The sequence below is a fragment of the gamma proteobacterium SS-5 genome, from assembly GCA_009497875.2.
GTDB classification, from domain to species: domain Bacteria; phylum Pseudomonadota; class Gammaproteobacteria; order Chromatiales; family Chromatiaceae; genus Magnetovirga; species Magnetovirga frankeli.
In genome coordinates, this window is record CP032508.2 from 1,137,267 (window position 1) to 1,154,959 (window position 17,693).

The window sequence follows — 17,693 nt, forward strand, 5'->3', positions numbered from 1 at the left end:
TTGCTAGACTTCGCCCCTCTGTCGCCAACTAAAGCGGTTTAAGCATGTTTGATAACCTATCTGAACGCCTCAACAAGGTCGTCGCCACCCTGCGTGGTCAGGCCCGTCTCACCGAGGACAACATCAAGGACGCCCTGCGCGAGGTGCGCATGGCCCTGCTGGAGGCCGATGTGGCCCTGCCGGTGGTCAAGGAATTCATCGAGCGGGTGCGCGCCAAGGCGGTGGGCGAGGAGGTGCTGCAAAGCCTGACCCCAGGGCAGATGCTGATCAAGGTGGTCAACGACGAGCTGACCGCCCTCATGGGCGAGACCAACGAGGCCCTGGACCTGAGCGCCCAGCCGCCGGCCGTGGTGCTCATGGCCGGCCTGCAGGGGGCGGGCAAGACCACCAGCGCGGCCAAGCTGGCCAAGCGTCTGATGGAGGTGGACAAAAAGAAGGTAATGCTGGTCAGCTGCGACGTCTATCGCCCCGCCGCCATCCACCAGTTGCAGATCCTGAGCCAGGAGATCGGTGCCGAATTCTTTCCAAGCGCCACGGATCAGCAGCCCATCGCCATCGGCCGCAGCGCCCTGGCGGAGGCGCGGCGCCGCTTCATGGACGTGCTGATCGTGGATACCGCCGGTCGTCAGCATATCGATGCACAGATGATGGCGGAGATCAAGGCCCTGCATGCCGATCTCAGGCCGGTGGAGACCCTGTTCGTGGTGGACGCCATGACCGGCCAGGATGCCGCCGTCACCGCCAAGGCCTTCGGCGATGCCCTGCCCCTGACCGGGGTGGTGTTGACCAAGGCCGATGGCGATGCCCGTGGCGGTGCCGCCCTGTCGGTGCGCCAGGTCACCGGTCGGCCGATCAAGTTCATCGGCGTCGGTGAGAAAACCTCGGCGCTGGAGGCCTTCCACCCGGACCGCATCGCCTCGCGCATCCTCGGCATGGGCGATGTGCTCAGCCTGATCGAAGAGGTAGAGCAGAAGGTCGATCAAAAGCAGGCGCAAAGGCTGGCAAAGAAGCTGGTCAAGGGCAAGGGCTTTGATCTGGAGGACCTGCGTGACCAGCTTGGGCAGATGCTGGGCATGGGCGGCATGTCCGGTCTGCTGGACAAGATGCCGGGCATGGGCGATATCCCCGATGCGGTGAAGAATCAGCTGAACGACCGCGAGGTGCGCTGGCAGATCGCCATCATCAACTCCATGACGCCGCAGGAGCGCCGGTTTCCCGACGTGATCAAGGGTGCGCGCAAGAAGCGTATCGCGGCCGGCTCCGGCTTGCAGGTACAGGACGTGAACAAGCTGCTCAAGCAGCACAAGCAGATGCAAAAGGTGATGAAGAAGCTCAAGGGCGGCGGCATGGAGAAGATGATGCGCGCCATGGGCGGCAAGCTGCCCGGCGGGCTGCCCCCGGGTGGGTTGCCGTTTTAGGCCCCAGCTACCGTAAAGCGCTCTGAGAGGCTGTCAGCCCTCATGTCTTAAATCCGGTTGAGCCGGGGAGGTGATCAGATGAACAACACCGCAGAACAGCTGGGCTTTGGCCCGCAGGATTATTTGGCCTGGGAGGCGGAGCAGGCGGTCAAGCACGAATACCTGCGTGGTGAAGTATTTGCCATGACCGGGGTCAGTATTGCCCATAACAAGGTAAATCTGAATCTCGCACTGTCACTAAAGCAGAGGCTTCGAGGCGGCCCCTGTCAGGTCCTGATGGCAGAGGTCAAGTTACAGGTGGAGGCGGCAGATGCCTTCTTTTATCCCGACTTGATGGTGACCTGTGGTGCTGAGGCGAAGCAAGACAGTCACACGGTCAGTAAGGCCCTGCTGGTGGCGGAAATCCTCTCTCCCAGCACCGAGGCCTACAATCGTGGCGAGAAGTTTGCCTGCTACCGCAAGCTGCCCAGCCTGCAGGAATATCTGCTGATTGACCCCGATCGCCTCAGCGTCGAGCTATTTCGCCGTGACGCCAGTAACCACTGGGTGCTCTACACCTTCGCCCTGGAAGATCAGCTGGAACTGGCCAGCCTGGATCTGCTCATCCCGCTGAGCGAGCTGTTTGAGGACCTGCTGCCTGGCTGACCACCGAGCGGGAGCGCGGGCCGCTGGCCTGCCAATCGTCTCAGCTGGTCAGGGGTTTGTAGCTGTTCAGCACCTTGATGTAGTTGGCGCGGGCGAACTCGCTGGGGTCGGACACCGTCAGTTGGCTGACCCGGCCGCGCACATCGGCCAGGGAGTCAAACCCCTTGGCCTCCATCCACTCCAACAGGCCGCGCTGGATCAGCCCGATCTGCTGCGGGCCATGCTCCAGCAGGGTCGAGCACAGGTGCACCACATCGGCCCCGGCGAGCAGCAGCTTGATCGCATCCTCGGCCCGGTGTATCCCGCCGGTGGCGCTCAGTGACAGCCCGGTGCGGCCGTAGAGTATGCCGATCCAGCGCATGGCCAGCAGGGCCTCCTGGGGGCTGGACAGGTGCAAGCCGGGGGCCAGGCGCAGGGTCTGGATGTCGATGTCGGGCTGATAGAAGCGATTGAACAGGCTGATGCCAGAGGCACCGGCCTGCTCCAGGCTGGCGGCCAGGTGGGCCGGTGAGCTGAAAAAAGGGCCCAGCTTCATGTTGATCGGCAGCTGGATCTCCGCCGCAAGCTGCTGCAATACCTCGATGTAACGCCGCTCCACCTGGTTGCCGGACTCCTGCATGTCGGCGGCGATGTGGTAGATATTCAGCTCCAGGGCATCGGCACCGGCCTCGGCCAGCTCCCGGGCATGTTTTATCCAGCCACCGGGGGTGACGCCATTGAGGCTGGCGATGATGGGTATGCCCAGATGGCTCTTCAGCGCCGCCAGCTGTTCCAGATAACGATCCAGCTCGCTGGGAAACTGCGCCGGCTGGGGCAGATAGCCCTGGGCCTCGCTGTGGCCGCTGTCCTGCTGGTGGAGGAATTCGGCCATTTCCGCATCAAAGGCGCTGACCACCTCCTCGTACAGGGAGTGCATGACGAGGGCGGCGGCACCGGCATCCTCCAGGGCCTTGGCCGAGTCCAGGCTCTTGCTCAGGGGCGATGAAGAAGGGACAAAGGGATTGCTCAGGGTCAGTCCCAGCCATTCGGTGGTCAGGTCCATAGGGGGCTCCGTATCGAGGGTTGGCGGTTAGTGTATCAGTTAGCAAGGATTATGTGGCGAGCCAGGCCGGCACCTTAAAGTACTTTTCAACGGCTTCGGGACTCGGGACTGGGAACTCGGGATTCGGGATTCGGGACTCGGGACTCGGGACTCGGAAAAGAGCAACTGCGCTGCAGGCTCCTAGGCTTTGAGTCTGATGGATTACGGTGAAACATCCATGGCAACTCACGAGTCCCGAGTCCCCGGTCCCGAGTCCCGTCAATTTTCACAACGGCTTGCGGAACAGCTTTGAATTGCGCTGGAAGTTGTACAGCCGCTGCCGCTCCCTGGGCAGGTCGTCCAGGGAGACGCCGGTGAAGCCGCGTTCCTGGAACCAGTGGGCGGTCTGGGTGGTGAGCACGAACAGGCTGCGCAGGCCCTGGTTGCGGGCTATGGCCTCCATGTTCTGCAACAGCGCGTCGCCTCGTCCGGCATCGCGGTAGTCGGGGTGTACGGCAACGCAGGCCAGCTCCGCCGTGTGTTCCTCCGGGTAGGGGTAGAGGGCGGCGCAGGCGATGATGGCCTCGTCGCGCAGCATCAGCACAAAGCGGTCGATCTCCGTCTCCAGCAGCTCGCGGGAGCGCTTTACCAGCACCCCGGCCTGCTCCAGGGGTTCAAGCAGGTTGAGGATGCCGCCGACATCGTCGATGCGCGCCGTGCGGAGGGTCTCGAAGGCCGAGGCGGTGATGATGGTGCCCACCCCCTCGCGGGTGAACAGCTCCTGAAGCAGCACACCGTTCTGGCCTCGCTGGAGCAGATGCACCCGCTTGATGCCACGGCGGCAGGCATCGCTAGCGGCAAAGATCTGCTGATAGCATTCCTCTGATATCTCATCGATGCGTTTTACCAGCAGCTCATCCGCCTCTATGGGCAGCAGGTGGGTGATGGTCGCGCCCCCCTCATCGCGCAGGCTGTCCTCCTCTTGCAGATAAATCAGCTTGTCGGCGTGCAGTTCCAGGGCGATGGCGGCGGCCAGATCGGGCGCGGCCAGGTTGAACACCTCGCCGGTGGGCGAGTAGCCCAGGGGCGGGATCAGGGCGATGGCACCCTCCGCCAGTACCTTGCGCAGGGCCGCGCCATCCACCTTGCGCACCTGGCCGGTGTGGCAAAAGTCCACCCCATCGCGTACCCCCAGGGGCTGGGCGGTGACGAAGTTGCCGGAGGCGGCGCGGATGCGGATGCCGGCCATGGGGGTATTGGCCAGGCCGGTGGATAGCTGCGCCTCGATCTCGACGCGGACAAAACCGGCCGCTTCCTTGACGCAGGTCAGGGCGTGCTCGTCGGTAATGCGCAGGCCGTTGTGGATGCGCATCTGCGCCCCGCGCAGGCGCAGGCGCTCCTCGATCTGCGGCCGCGCCCCGTGCACCAGCACCAGCCGCACCCCCAGCCCCTGCAGCAGGGCGATGTCGTGAATCAGGTGGGAGAAGGATTCTCGTTGCTCCAGCGCCTCACCGCCAAAGCAGACAACAAAGGTCTTGTCCCGGTGGGCATGGATATAGGGCGTGGAGTGGCGAAACCAGTCGAGAAAACGATTGTCTTTGAGCATGGATGGGGTCTTGGTTTAACCAAAAAAGGGCATTTAGCCACAGAGCACATCGAGAAAGATAAATCGGTCAGAAAGCGAATATTCAATACCTTGTGGTGAGCCTGAGACACATGGGTAATCAGGGCCCTTTTTGCTGGGAGCAAAGCCTAGCATTCCCTGTGCCTCATGTCATGGCCCTGGCTCCAGGCAGAACCGTCGTACCAGGCCCTGGATCAGCCGCACGGCGGGCTCGATTTGGTCCAGCGCCAGGTATTCGTCGGGCTGGTGCGCCTGGTCGATGCTGCCGGGGCCGAGGATCACCGTCTCCAGCCCCAGTTGGTTGAAGTAGGGGCCTTCGGTGCCGAAGGCCACGGCCCCGGCGGGGTGGCCGGTGAGCTGCTCCACCGCCTGCACGATCTCGGCGCTGGCCGGGGTTTCCATGGCCGGGATGCCGGTGAACAGGGGGGTGATCTCCAGCTCCAGGCCCAGTCGCTCGGCGATGGGTTGCAGCCGCTGCCTCAGGGTGGCGCGCAGATCCGCAAGCTCCATGCCGGGCAGGGGGCGCAGGTCGATATGCAGCTCACAGGCACCACAGATGCGGTTGGGGTTGTCGCCACCCCGGATGTGGCCCAGGTTCAGGGTTGGGGTGGGCACCTGGAACAGGGGGTTGCGCCTCTGCTGCAACTGGTCACGCCAACGCAGCAGCTCGCCGATGACCTGGTGCATGCCCTCCAGGGCGTTGCGCCCCAGGGCCGGATCGCTGGAGTGACCGGACTGGCCGTGCAGGCGGATGGATTCCATGGTGATGCCCTTGTGGCTGCGCACCGGCCGCAGCCCGGTGGGCTCGCCGATCACCACATGGCGGCCCAGGCGCTGCGCCAGTGGCTGGCCCATCTGGGTGATCTGCTGAATCCCGCACATGTCGCTCTCTTCGTTGGCGCTGGCGATGATCAGCAGGGGCCGCTGCAGGTGCTGCAGGGGCAGCTGCCGCAGGGCCTGGATAATCAGGCCGAAAAAGCCTTTCATGTCCGCCGTGCCCAGGCCGTAGAGGCGGCCATCGCGCTGGCTCAGCTGGAGCGGGTTGCTGTGCCACAGGTGTTCGTCAAAGGGCACGGTGTCGCTGTGGCCGGACAGTACCAGCCCGCCGGGGCCGGAACCCAGGCTGGCCAGCAGATTGAACTTGCCCGCATGGCCGGGAATCGCCAGGGTCTCCACGGCAAAGCCGAGATCGGCAAACCAGCCGGCCAGCAACTCGATCACCTGGCGGTTACTCTGGTCCCAACCGGGGCTGACGCTGCTCACCGAGGGGGCGGCAATCAATTGCTCAAGGCTTGGGATCAGGCCGGGAGGCTGGGGCACTGGGGTTTCCTCATCAAATGCTGGGGAGCAAGGTACCCTAAAGGCGCTGGCATGGGAATGCCTGCTGATCCAGCCCAGGACAACGGCTCATCGCAGGAGCAACTGCGTCGCGGTGAAGGCATTGTCATTGCGAACAGCCAGGATCTAACCAAGCGATAAATAAGCGACAACAGCAGTCAAACAGGAAAGAGCATTTGCCTTTGATACATGCCTTTGCGTACTCTGCGTGCCTGAGCTTATGACCTGCGGAGATTTCCATGCCTAAGTACCGTTCCCACACATCCACCCAGGGCCGCAACATGGCCGGCGCCCGCGCCCTCTGGCGCGCCACCGGCATGCAGGATGGCGACTTTAACAAGCCGATCATCGCCGTGGTCAACTCCTTCACCCAGTTCGTCCCCGGCCATGTGCATCTGAAGGATATGGGCCAGCTGGTGGCGCGTGAGATCGAGGCCGCCGGTGGTGTGGCCAAGGAGTTCAACACCATCGCCGTGGATGACGGCATCGCCATGGGCCATGGCGGTATGCTCTACTCCCTGCCCAGCCGCGACCTGATTGCCGATAGCGTCGAGTACATGTGCAACGCCCACACCGCCGATGCCATGGTCTGCATCTCCAACTGCGACAAGATCACCCCCGGCATGCTCATGGCCGCCCTGCGCCTGAACATCCCGGCAGTGTTCGTCTCCGGCGGGCCTATGGAGGCGGGCAAGGTGCGCCTGGACTCCCGTGGCGAGATCAAGCTCGACCTGGTGGATGCCATGATCTCCGCCGCCGATCCCCAGGAGAGTGATGCCGACGTGGCGGCCATAGAACGCTCCGCCTGCCCCACCTGCGGCTCCTGCTCCGGTATGTTTACCGCCAACTCGATGAACTGCCTGACCGAGGCCCTGGGCCTGAGCCTGCCGGGCAACGGCTCCCTGCTGGCCACCCATGCCGATCGTAGGGCGCTGTTCCTGCAGGCCGGGCGCCTGATCGTGCAACTGGCCAAGCGCTGGTACGAGCAGGATGATGCCAATGCCCTGCCGCGCTCCATTGCCAGCTTCCAGGCGTTCGAGAACGCCATGAGCCTGGACATCGCCATGGGCGGCTCCACCAACACCGTGCTGCATCTGCTGGCGGCGGCCCATGAGGCCGGGGTGGCCTTCAGCATGGCGGACATCGACCGCCTCAGCCGCCAGGTGCCCAATCTGTGCAAGGTGGCGCCGGCGACGCAGAAGTACCACATGGAGGACGTGCACCGTGCCGGTGGCGTCATGGCCATACTCGCTGAACTCGACCGCGCCGGCCTGATCCGCCGCGACGTGCCGACTGTGCACAGCCCCAGCCTGGACGCGGCCCTGCAGCAGTGGGATATTCGCGGCGGTGATGCGGCGGCGCTAGAGCGCTACTCCGCCGCCCCCGGTGGCGTGCCCAGCCAGACCGCCTTCAGCCAGGACAAGCGCTGGCCAAGCCTGGATCTGGATCGCGCCGAGGGCTGCATCCGCGACCGCGACCACGCCTACTCTCAGGACGGCGGTCTGGCGGTGCTGTTCGGCAACATCGCCGAGGAGGGCTGCATCGTCAAGACCGCCGGGGTGGATGCGTCCATCCTCCAGTTCAGCGGCCCGGCGCGCATCTTCGAGAGCCAGGAGGCGGCGGTGGCCGGCATCCTGGGTGATCAGATCCAGCCCGGTGACGTGGTCATCATCCGCTACGAAGGCCCCAAGGGTGGTCCCGGTATGCAGGAAATGCTCTATCCCACCAGCTACCTCAAGTCCAAGGGCCTGGGTGCCGCCTGCGCCCTGGTCACCGATGGCCGTTTCTCCGGCGGCACCTCGGGGCTGAGCATCGGCCACTGCTCGCCGGAGGCAGCGGAGGGCGGCACCATCGGCCTGGTGGAGGAGGGCGATCGGATCCTGATCGATATCCCCAAGCGCAGCATCCGCGTCGATCTCAGCGACGATCAGCTGGCCCAGCGCCGCGCCGCCATGCAGGCCAAGGGAGAGCCCGCCTGGCAACCGGCCCAGCGTGAGCGCCAGGTATCCCAGGCGCTGCAGGCCTACGCCGCCCTGACCACCTCCGCCTCCCGCGGCGCGGTGCGTGATCTGAGCCAGTTGAAGGTGAAATAGCGGTCAGCCGTCAGCTTTCAGCAGCCAGCCTTCAGCGGCCAGCCTTGAGGAGGGACGCGGAGCAGCATGAAAGAACGCGGAGTCGAAAGGAGATGCTCGGCGTGCCTGTGGGAAGGCTCACTCGGTTCCCTCGATTAGGCGCTTGTAGAGAATCCGCGTGGCGTCGTCCGCCACCGCCTGACTGACCCCTATGTGAAAGCACAGCTGCGAGGGGCTTTGGTCGATCATGGCGATGGGGATATGCGCCTCGGCCAGGGCCCCCAGGGCATCGGCTATGGGAAAGCTGTTGCCCTTGAGCCCGGCACCCACCAGGGTGAGCACGGCCAGGTTGTATTCCACGCTCATGTGATCGGGCTTGAGGTGGCGGTCGATGCGTCGGCGCAGGTCGTTGATGGTGCCGGTGAGGTCGTCCTGACTGACCAGCACGGCGATGTCGTCCTTGTCGGTGGGGTAGTAGTAGGTGTTGATGCTGAATTCCTGAAAGATGGTCAGCAGGGCGGCGGTAAAGCCCACCTCCTCGCCCAGGGTGTCCTTCTCCAGATAGATGGCGGCCATGTTGTCCAGCCGGGCGATGCCGACAATGCCCTCTTCCGGTACACGCTCGTTGAGGATCAGGGTGCCCGGCTCCTGGGGGCGGTTGGTGTTGCGGATGTTGATCGGGATCTTGCGCTGTTTGCAACGCTGCATGGCATTGAAATGAAAGACATTGAAGCCCTTGGATGAGAGCAGGCGGATCTCCTTGAAGGTCAGCCGGGGGATGGCCCGCGCCTCGGGGATGACGCCGGGGTCGGCATCGAACACGCCACTGACATCGGTCCAGTTCTCGTAGGTCAGGGCATCGATGGCATAGGCGATCTCGCCACCGCTCAGGTCCGAACCGCCACGGGAGAATACCGCCACATCTCCGCCCTCGGTGACGCCATAGAAACCGGGGATCACGGCAATGAACCCCTCGATATCCACCCCGGCGATGTTGTCGTAGGCGCGCTCCAGCACCTTGGCGTCCAGGTAGTCCGGGCTTACCAGCAGGCCGAATTCCTCCGGCAGCAGGGCGCGGGCCGGCATCTGACACTGGCTGAAATAGGCGGCGATGATGCGGGCGTTGTAATGCTCGCCACGGGAGGCGAGAAAGGCGCTGCGCCGCTCGTCCTCCAACTCGGTATCCAGATCCCGCGTGAGGGCCTGGATGATCTCCGCGCCATCCAGCTTGAGTTCCCGCAGGATGTGGCCGAACTTGTCCAGCACGGCGCGGCGGCTGCCGTCCGGGGTGATGGTTGGGCGCAGCTCGCGGAAATGGCTGCCGTAGGTGGCGATATTGAGCAGGTGGTCGGTCACCTTCTGCTCGTCGGGCCGACTGCGTCCGGGGGCGGAGACAACGATATAGCGCCGCCGCCCATCCTCCTTGACGATCTGGCGTACCTTTTCGATCTGTTGGGCGTCGGCAACCGAGCTGCCGCCGAATTTGCATACAATGAAATCAGTCATGGGTCTGCGCGTTTGTGGGTTGCGGTGGAAAGACAGGCTCAGCGATTGCGGCCGCCGAGCAGGTTGGGGCCGATCTCGTCCTGGTGCTGGATCACCAGCCAGAGCAGGGGCAGCAGGTGCAGTAGCAGGATCAGGCCGTTGAGCAGATCACCAGTGGACCAGATCAGCTTGACCGGAAAGAAGGGGCCGATGAAGACGCAGGCAATCAGCAGCCAGCGAAACCGGTTGATCTGATGGAATCCCAGATAATTGAAACAGCGTTCGGCGAAGTAAGACCAGGTGATCACCGTGGTGTAGGCAAAGAATATCAACACCCCAAGCAACAGCAGGCGGCCGATCTCGCCAAAATGGGCGGAGAAGGACTGTACCGTCAGATAGGCCCCATTGAGGTTCTGCCAGTCGCCCTGGGTGAGTACCACCAGGCCGGTAACGGTGCAGATGATCAGGGTATCCACCACCGGCACCTGGGCCGCCAGCAAGGCGTTCTGGCGTCTATCGCCGGTGTTTGAGGCCAGGGTGAAGGGGGCCGTGCCCAGTCCGGAGGAATGGGAGAAGATGCCCCTGGATAGGCCAAACTGCAGGGCCTGCATCACCGTATAACCGGCCAGACCGCCGCCCAGGGCATAGGGCTGGAAGGCATAATGCCAGACCTCCGCCAGGGCAGCGCCGGTGGCGGTCAGGTCGCTAAGCAGTATGGTCAGCCCGGCGAGCAGGTAGAGCAGCACCATCAGCGGCACGATCACCGAACTGACCTCGGCGATCTTGCGCAGCCCGCCCAGCACCACCACCGCCACCCCAGTGGCCAGCAGCAGGCCTACCAGCAGGTGCGAGCCGCCCACCTGATCCTCTACCGCGTGGGCCACCGAGTTGGACTGGATCAGGGCGCTGAACAGCCCCAGCAGCAGCATCTGTCCGGCAATGGCCAGGGGGATCCAACTGCGGCCCTGGTCCATGAAGCGCTCCAGATAGCCCATGGGGGTGGCGAACAGGGGCGAGTCATGGTCCTCCGGCTGGTAGCGCATGGCAAGCCAGGTGGAGCACATGCGCATGCTCATCCCGGCCAGGGCCGAGACCCAGATCCAGAACAACGCCCCCGGCCCACCCAGATGGATGGCGGTACTCACCCCGGCCCAGTTGCCCACCCCCACAGTGGCCGCCAGGGCGGTGAGAAAGGCGCGGCCCTGGCCGAGATGGCGCTCATGCTGCGGCCCGCCGCTGGACGCTTGGGTGCCGCGCCAGAGGCCAGCACCCAGCCTGCGCCAGGCAGCAAAACGGGTGAGAATCAGCAGCAGCAGGCCGATTTGCAGGTAGAGAAAGCTCAGGAAGGGGTTCCACAGCCAGGCAGCCAATGTATCCAAGAGACCTCCTTGGGTGATTCCGAGCCTGTCGATTATCCCGGAAGTTGAGCCGATTTGCGAACCGGGCCTTGCCTGGACCTTACCGGCTGGCTGGATAAGGGCCGGGTTTTCCGACCACCTGCCGGCCTGTGGTATCTTTGCCCGGATAAAAGCCGTCAGCCATCAGCCCCGTAGCCCGGATGCAGCGAAGCGGAATCCGGGGTGGCCTTGCGCAGGGTGGGAGGGCTGCCCCTTTTCACCTCCGGGCCAGCGCCCGGATCTCCCAGGATGAGTGGCAAACCCCAATGTGGTTTCACAGTAATAAAAGTCGTCAGCCATCAGCCGGCCGATGAATCGCAAACACAAGCCCCAGCCAATCAGATCATGCCAAACAACCCCTTGACCTCGCTCCGTTGCCGCATCTTCTCCTCCCTCTGGCCCCTGCTGGCCCTGCTGCTGCTCAGCGGCCCCCTGAGTGCCGAGGCCACGGACCCGGCCAAGCTGCTGGGCCTGCCCGCTGGCGAGCAGGCCCCGGCCGATGTGGTCAAGGCCGAGGCCAAGCCACAGGTGCCCGAGGGGCTGCGTAGCCCACGCGCCACCATGGCGACCTTCCTCGAAGCCATGAAAGGGGTGAAGCAGGAAGAGGAAGGACAGCTGGAGATCGCCATCGGTACCCTGGACCTGGAGCACCTCAATCCCATGATCCAGAAGGAGCGCGGCACCGATCTGTCCTGGATGCTGCTGGAGGTGCTGGACCGCACCCGCCTGGTGCGCATGGAATACCTGCCGGACTGGAAGGAGGGCGAGCCCTTCGTGTTCGAGGAATACCCCCAGGGAGCCCTGACCATCGCCCGCAAGGCCGACGGCCGCTGGCTGTTCAGCCAGGATAGTCTCAAGCGCCTGCCAGAGATCCATCGCGGCCTGGCGGACAAGCCGGTGGCCTACGGCATAGATCAGGACCTGTCGAAGATGCCCCTGCATCTGAAGCTGCGCCGGGCCATCCCCGAGCCCTGGCGGGCGCAGACCTTTCTGCTGGAGAACTGGCAGTGGCTGGGCCTGCTGGTGATCGTCGGCCTCGGCCTGCTGCTGGACAAGTTCTTCAGTCTGGCCCTGGCCCTGGCCATGCGCCAGTGGAAGTCACGCACCGGCAACGCCCAGTTCAAATCCCTCGATGACGGCATGTTGCGCCCCTGGGGGCTGATGATCATGGCCTTCGTCTGGTGGCTTGGCATCAACCTCATGGGCCTGCCCGAGGATGCCCTGCTGGTGCTGCTGGTGGCGGTCAAGTTCCTCGCTGCCTTCTCCAGCGTCTGGGCTGCCTACCGGCTGGTGGACCTGCTCGCCGCCCACCTCATGGCCTACGCCGGGCGCACCCGCAGCAAGCTCGACGACGTACTCTATCCGCTGATCCCCAAGACCCTGAAGGTGTTCATCACCGTGGTCGGCATCGTCTTCATTGCCGACAACATGAACATAGACGTCACTGGCCTGCTCGCCGGTCTGGGTCTGGCCGGCATGGCCTTCGCCCTGGCCGCCAAGGATATGGTGCAGAACCTGTTCGGCTCGGTTACCGTGCTGCTGGATCGCACCTTCTCGGTGGGTGACTGGATCATCATCGACGGCGTCGAGGGCACGGTGGAGGCGATTGGCTTTCGCAGCACCCGCATCCGTACCTTCTACAACTCGAAGGTGACGGTGCCCAACTCCAAGTTCATCACCGCCAGCGTGGACAACATGGGCGAGCGCCACTACCGGCGCTACTCCGCCAACCTGGGCCTGACCTACCAGACCCCGCCAGACCGGATCGAGGCCTTCTGCGAGGGCATCCGCGAGCTGGTGCGCCAGCATCCCTACATGCGTAAGGACTATTACCACGTCTATTTCAACGGCTACGGTGCCTCATCCCTGGATATCCTGGTCTATGTGTTCTGGTCTGTGCCCAATTGGGGCACCGAACTGCGCGAGCGCCACCGCTTTTTGCTGGATATACTGCGCCTGGCCCAGCGCATCGGGGTGGATTTCGCCTACCCGACCCAGACCCTGTTCATGGCCCAGCCGAGCGACCCGGCCAGCAGTCTGGAACAGCTGGATCAGGCGGCTGCCTTCACTCAGGGCCAGCAACAGGCCAGGGAGCTGGTGGATAGCACCCTGGGCCTGGGCAAGCGCCCGCCACCGGCGGCGTTTTAGCGGTTGCCAGCTGCCAGCGGTCAGCTTTCAGCGATCGGCTTCTCTAACTTGTTCAGCATGTCAGGGGTAAGGAACTATGAAATCAGTTGTTGGCTTGATGGCCTTGATGCTGCTGGGCCTGGCTCAGGTCGGCCTGGCCGAAGAGGAGTTGCTGCTGGAGGACGAGCCCATGCAGCTGGGCCACCGGGCCTATGTCAGTGGTGATTACCGCCAGGCGGCGCGTATCTGGACCCCCCTGGCCGAGCATGGGCTGCCTCAGGCCCAGTTCTATCTGAGTAATCTCTACGCCCGTGGCGAGGGAGTCGAGGCCGACCCGGTGGCGGCCCTTGCCTGGCTGACCCGGGCGGCCAGCGCCGGTCATGCCGCAGCCCAGTTCAATCTGGGCAATCGCCATTACCAGGGGCTGTGGGTCAAGCAGGACTTTGCCCAGGCGCGGGAATGGTGGGGCAGGGCGGCGGAGCAGGGCCTGCAACAGGCCGCCTACAACATCGCCGGGCTGTATTACAGCGGCCAGGGGGTGGAGAAGAACCATGCCGAGGCCTTGCACTGGTACCGGCGCGCCGCCGAGGCCGGCTCGCTGGAGGCCAAGGTGGTACTGGCCAAACTGGAGGCCGGGGGCGAGCCGCCGATGGCCGCGCCGAGCGAGACCGGGCCTGAGCCGGTGCCTGCCATCTCAGCCCCAGCCAAGCCCCAGCCACAGGCAAAACCCAAGCGGCCGGTGGTGGTGGGCACGCCAGAGGATAGCGCTATCTGGATCAAGCAACAGCGGCCCGATCACTACACCCTGCAACTCTATGCCGCCAACAATCTGGCGGCGGTGGTGCGCTTTATCCGTGACCTCAAGGCCGAAGACCGCCTGGCGGTGTTCGGCTTCGCCCGCGACGACAAGCCCTATTTCGCCGTCATCCAAGGCAGTTACCCAAGCTTCACCGAGGCCAGCGCCAAGGCCGATCAACTCATCGGCCTATCCAGCTGGATCCGCGACTTCGCCAGCATCAGGGGCATCATGGTGGAATGAACCGACCAACCCCTCGCTGGCTGAGCCTAGCCAAAGCCAGAAGCCGCGCACTTCGGCCCTGCTCGGTGAACGGTATGAGTTGACGCTGGCCGAGCGAAGTCGAAGCCAGAAGCTGAAGCCAGCCCCTCAGGCCTCAACCAAATGTTCCAGGTCCCGTTCCAGCAAGCTGCTGTCGCCCAGGTTGAGTTCCACCAGGCGGCGCAGGCGGGTGATGCTGTCCAGGTCGATGTGCTGGCAGCTCAGGCCGACGCTATCGGCCGAGATGCGCATGACCTCGGTCTGCATCTGGATCGCCGGGCCGTCTTCCTCGGTCAGGGGCATCTGCAGACCGACCTGTTCCCCGGCGCGGGGCTGCCAGTCCGGATGGCGTTTGACCATCACCCCGTGCAGACTGCAATCCAGGATCAGGGATTGGATCTGGCTAGACTCCAGGGTCAGGTTGGCCGGGGCGTCGAAATGAATGCGGTGAAAGCGGCGGCGTTCTTCAGTCATGGTATCCCTTGAGGCGATTGAACTTGCCCAGATCATAGCCGCAAAGCGGAGAAAAAGCATTTCCCATGAGCATTCAGCAACTGCCCGAACAGCTGGTCAATCAGATCGCCGCCGGCGAGGTGATAGAGCGCCCGGCCTCGGTGCTCAAAGAGCTGGTGGAAAACAGCCTGGATGCCGGTGCCCGGCGCATTCAGGTGCAGATCGAACAGGGTGGTGCCCGCTTGATCCGGGTGCAGGATGACGGCTGCGGCATCCCCCGGGATGAGCTGGCCCTGGCCCTGAGCCGCCACGCCACCAGCAAGATCAGCAGCCTGGCCGACCTGGAGGGGGTGCTGAGCATGGGGTTTCGCGGCGAGGCCCTGCCCAGCATCGCCTCGGTATCCCGCCTCAGCCTGTGCTCCCGCGCGGCGGGGGCGGACAGTGCCTGGCTGATCGATGGCCAGTCGCCGGCACGACCGGCGGCCCTGCCCCAGGGTACCCTGATCGAGGTGCGTGACCTGTTCTACAACACCCCGGCGCGGCGCAAGTTCCTCAAGGCGGAAAAGACCGAATTCGGCCACATCGAGACCCTGCTCAAGCGCCTGGCCCTGGCCCGGCCGCAGGTGCGTTTCGACCTGCAACACAATGGCCGCGAGTTGTTTGCCCTGGCCGCAGCGGAGGACGAACAGGAGCGCAGTCGCCGCCTTGGCCTGCTGCTGGGCAAGGGCTTTGTGGAGAACAGCCTCGCCTTCGAGCAGCAGGCCGCCGGGCTGCGTCTGTACGGCTGGCTGGCCCTGCCCAGCTTCTCCCGCAGCCAGGCGGACATGCAATTCTTCTACGTCAACGGCCGCATGGTGCGCGACAAGCTGGTCACCCACGCCGTGCGCCAGGGTTATCAGGACGTGCTTTATGCAGGCCGTCACCCGGCCTATGTGCTGTTTCTGGAGATCGACCCGGCACAGGTGGATGTCAATGTGCATCCGGCCAAGAGCGAGGTACGCTTTCGCGACAGTCGGCTGGTGCATGATTTCATCTTTCGCACCCTGCATCAGGTACTGGCCGATGCCGGCCCTGGGGGCGCGTCGGGACAGGGCAGCAGGGCACAGTCCGGCCCCGCCCCAAACACCGATCCAGGCCCGCCGACCGCCAGGCCGCAGGCCCCGCCCCGGCCCCCCTTGCGGCCACGCCCCATGCCCCTGCAGGTGGCAGAGACCGCGCGCCACTACAGCGCCAGCATGGGCTGGCAGATGCCACCGGCCCGTGCAGATGGCCCCGCAGAGGCTGGGGGCGAGATGCCCCCCCTGGGCTTTGCCCTGGCCCAGCTGCACGGGGTCTATATCCTGGCGCAGAACGCCACCGGGCTGGTGCTGGTGGACATGCACGCGGCCCATGAGCGGATCAGCTACGAGCAGCTCAAGCAGCGCTTCGAGCAGCAGAATGTGGCCGTGCAGCCCCTGCTGGTACCGGAGCCGGTGGCGGTGAGTGCCGCCGAGGCAGACCGCTGCGAGGCCGAGGCCGACTTCCTGGCCCAGCTCGGCGTGCAGGTGGACCGCATCGGCGCGGAGAGCCTGCTGGTGCGCGCCCTGCCGGCCCTGCTGCGCGGGGCCGATGCCGCCCAGCTGGTGCGCGATCTGCTGGCCGATCTGATGGAGTTCGGCAGCAGCCGCCGCCTGCAGGAGCAGGGCAACCGCATCCTCGCCACCATGGCCTGCCACGGCTCGGTACGCGCCAATCGCCGTCTGAGCAGGGAAGAGATGAACGCCCTGCTGCGCGACATGGAGCGCACCGAGCGCAGCGGCCAGTGCAACCACGGCCGCCCCACCTGGGTACAGCTGGACATGAAGGCCCTGGACGGCTTGTTCATGCGCGGGCAGTGAATTAAAGAATTACGGTAACACCTTACCATTTACACTCAGAATTACGGTGACACCTTACCATTTACACTCAGAATTACGGTGACGCCTTACCATTTACACTAATTGTCTTGCTTTTGGAGTCGAACGCATGGATACCACCAAGTTCTCCAGCAAGGGGCAGGTCATCAGTCCCAAGCGATTCCGCCAACACCTGCGCTGGGAGACGGCCTAGGATTTTCTCGTTCCCACGCAGCGCGTGGGAACGAGAAAATTTTTATTCACTGACGAGTGCTTTGGCAGCATCATGAATCGGCGTAATCCGTTGGCATCCAATCCTCCCGACCGTGTCTTACTCGGACGATAAAAATATCGTCCGACTCTTTCCTGACGTAGAGGACCATATGGACACCCACCGGATGGACTCGAACAGGCGGCTTCATTTCAATTCGTTGCCGGGCCACATAGGGATTCTCAGCCAAGTAGTGAAAGGTCTTTTCCAATAGCTGGTGGTATTTCTCTGCCTGAGCAAAGCCGAATTGTTGCGCGCCAGCCAGCAAGATGTTGATGAGGTCTTCTTCTGCCGCACGACTGAGAATGTAGCCCATGGATCAGATATCGTTGTACTTGGCGCGGGCTTCTTCAAGTAGCGCACTCATGGATCGACTACCCTCTCCACTGGAGAGTCCCTCTGTAATCAATGCCTGCATCTGCTTGATTTTACGTTCCTTATCTTGATCTTTGCGAATCAGGTCGCGCACATAATCACTGATATTGCTGTATCTCCCGGATTCCGCTTGATTCGCAACCCAGGTGCGCATTTCGTCGGGAAGCGACACATTCATAGTGGCCATCAAAAATTTCCTCTCCAATCAATCATGGCAATATTTTAGCAAATTTTGCCAACTATGCGCGGCTAGGAGTTAAGGGCCAGGATGCGGCGCTTTGGATTGGAATCTGCTGCGCAGACAGCGAAGCGGCGATTTGCGGTACGGAAGCGTAACGGACACAGGATGGTCGGGACTCAATGACTGCGTTGGCGAGTCAATATTTTTCTCGTTCTCACGCGCCGCGTGGGAACGAGAAAAGCGGCTTTGACGAAGGGGGCAGGGGCCGTCCGCTGATAAGGGGTCAAGCGTTAGAGGAACTTGAAAAGAGGCCAGGGTGCCTGTTGAGACCGGGCAAGCGCGGTCGCCCTTCGTC

At 63.7% G+C, this 17,693-nt stretch carries 14 protein-coding genes; 6 read left to right on the plus strand and 8 right to left on the minus strand.

Annotated elements, in window-relative coordinates:
• The first annotated feature begins 44 nt into the window (after window positions 1–44).
• Both ffh and D5125_10465 read left to right on the plus strand, forming a co-directional pair.
• Complete coding sequence (gene ffh / locus D5125_10460; GenBank protein QFY89882.1) at window positions 45–1,418, plus strand: signal recognition particle protein; 1,374 nt, start codon at window positions 45–47, stop codon at window positions 1,416–1,418.
• Between the two features lie 78 nt (window positions 1,419–1,496).
• A complete protein-coding gene (locus D5125_10465; GenBank protein QFY89883.1) occupies window positions 1,497–2,063 on the plus strand; it encodes a Uma2 family endonuclease in 567 nt (188 codons plus the stop codon).
• A 40-nt stretch (window positions 2,064–2,103) separates the two neighbouring features.
• Here the strand turns inward: D5125_10465 and D5125_10470 are convergent, their stop codons facing one another.
• The 3 genes from D5125_10470 to argE form a co-directional block, all read right to left on the minus strand.
• A complete protein-coding gene (locus D5125_10470) occupies window positions 2,104–3,105 on the minus strand; it encodes a dihydroorotate dehydrogenase-like protein (protein ID QFY89884.1) in 1,002 nt (333 codons plus the stop codon).
• 265 nt (window positions 3,106–3,370) lie between these two features.
• Window positions 3,371–4,690, minus strand: a complete 1,320-nt coding sequence (argA, locus tag D5125_10475; GenBank protein ID QFY89885.1) for an amino-acid N-acetyltransferase — start codon at window positions 4,688–4,690, stop codon at window positions 3,371–3,373.
• Window positions 4,691–4,858: 168 nt separating this feature from the next.
• Complete coding sequence (gene argE, locus D5125_10480; protein QFY89886.1) at window positions 4,859–6,028, minus strand: acetylornithine deacetylase; 1,170 nt, start codon at window positions 6,026–6,028, stop codon at window positions 4,859–4,861.
• A gap of 257 nt (window positions 6,029–6,285) precedes the next feature.
• On the opposite strand from argE, the gene ilvD reads away from it, so the two are divergent.
• Window positions 6,286–8,139 carry a dihydroxy-acid dehydratase gene (gene ilvD / locus D5125_10485; protein ID QFY89887.1) on the plus strand — a complete coding sequence of 618 codons (1,854 nt, stop codon included), beginning with the start codon at window positions 6,286–6,288 and terminating at the stop codon, window positions 8,137–8,139.
• A gap of 117 nt (window positions 8,140–8,256) precedes the next feature.
• On the opposite strand, the gene D5125_10490 is transcribed toward ilvD, so the two are convergent.
• Window positions 8,257–9,624: an aspartate kinase gene (locus D5125_10490; protein ID QFY89888.1), complete on the minus strand. Its 1,368-nt coding sequence runs from the start codon at window positions 9,622–9,624 to the stop codon at window positions 8,257–8,259.
• A 38-nt stretch (window positions 9,625–9,662) separates the two neighbouring features.
• On the minus strand, window positions 9,663–10,982 hold the full coding sequence (locus D5125_10495; GenBank protein QFY89889.2) for a sodium:alanine symporter family protein: 1,320 nt from the start codon (window positions 10,980–10,982) through the stop codon (window positions 9,663–9,665).
• 363 nt (window positions 10,983–11,345) lie between these two features.
• On the opposite strand from D5125_10495, the gene D5125_10500 reads away from it, so the two are divergent.
• Both D5125_10500 and D5125_10505 read left to right on the plus strand, forming a co-directional pair.
• Entirely contained in the window at window positions 11,346–13,148 is a 1,803-nt protein-coding gene (locus tag D5125_10500) for a mechanosensitive ion channel family protein (protein QFY89890.1), read from the plus strand.
• A gap of 76 nt (window positions 13,149–13,224) precedes the next feature.
• Complete coding sequence (locus tag D5125_10505) at window positions 13,225–14,166, plus strand: SEL1-like repeat protein (protein QFY89891.1); 942 nt, start codon at window positions 13,225–13,227, stop codon at window positions 14,164–14,166.
• Window positions 14,167–14,292: 126 nt separating this feature from the next.
• Here D5125_10505 and D5125_10510 read toward each other — a convergent pair whose 3' ends face one another.
• Window positions 14,293–14,658 carry a PilZ domain-containing protein gene (locus tag D5125_10510; GenBank protein ID QFY89892.2) on the minus strand — a complete coding sequence of 122 codons (366 nt, stop codon included), beginning with the start codon at window positions 14,656–14,658 and terminating at the stop codon, window positions 14,293–14,295.
• A gap of 65 nt (window positions 14,659–14,723) precedes the next feature.
• Here D5125_10510 and mutL point away from each other — a divergent pair, with 65 nt between their 5' ends.
• Window positions 14,724–16,514: a DNA mismatch repair endonuclease MutL gene (gene mutL, locus D5125_10515; protein QFY89893.1), complete on the plus strand. Its 1,791-nt coding sequence runs from the start codon at window positions 14,724–14,726 to the stop codon at window positions 16,512–16,514.
• A 281-nt stretch (window positions 16,515–16,795) separates the two neighbouring features.
• Here the strand turns inward: mutL and D5125_10520 are convergent, their stop codons facing one another.
• On the minus strand, window positions 16,796–17,098 hold the full coding sequence (locus tag D5125_10520) for a type II toxin-antitoxin system RelE/ParE family toxin (GenBank protein QFY89894.1): 303 nt from the start codon (window positions 17,096–17,098) through the stop codon (window positions 16,796–16,798).
• 3 nt (window positions 17,099–17,101) lie between these two features.
• On the minus strand, window positions 17,102–17,344 hold the full coding sequence (locus tag D5125_10525) for a type II toxin-antitoxin system ParD family antitoxin (GenBank protein ID QFY89895.1): 243 nt from the start codon (window positions 17,342–17,344) through the stop codon (window positions 17,102–17,104).
• Between the last annotated feature and the right edge of the window lie 349 nt (window positions 17,345–17,693).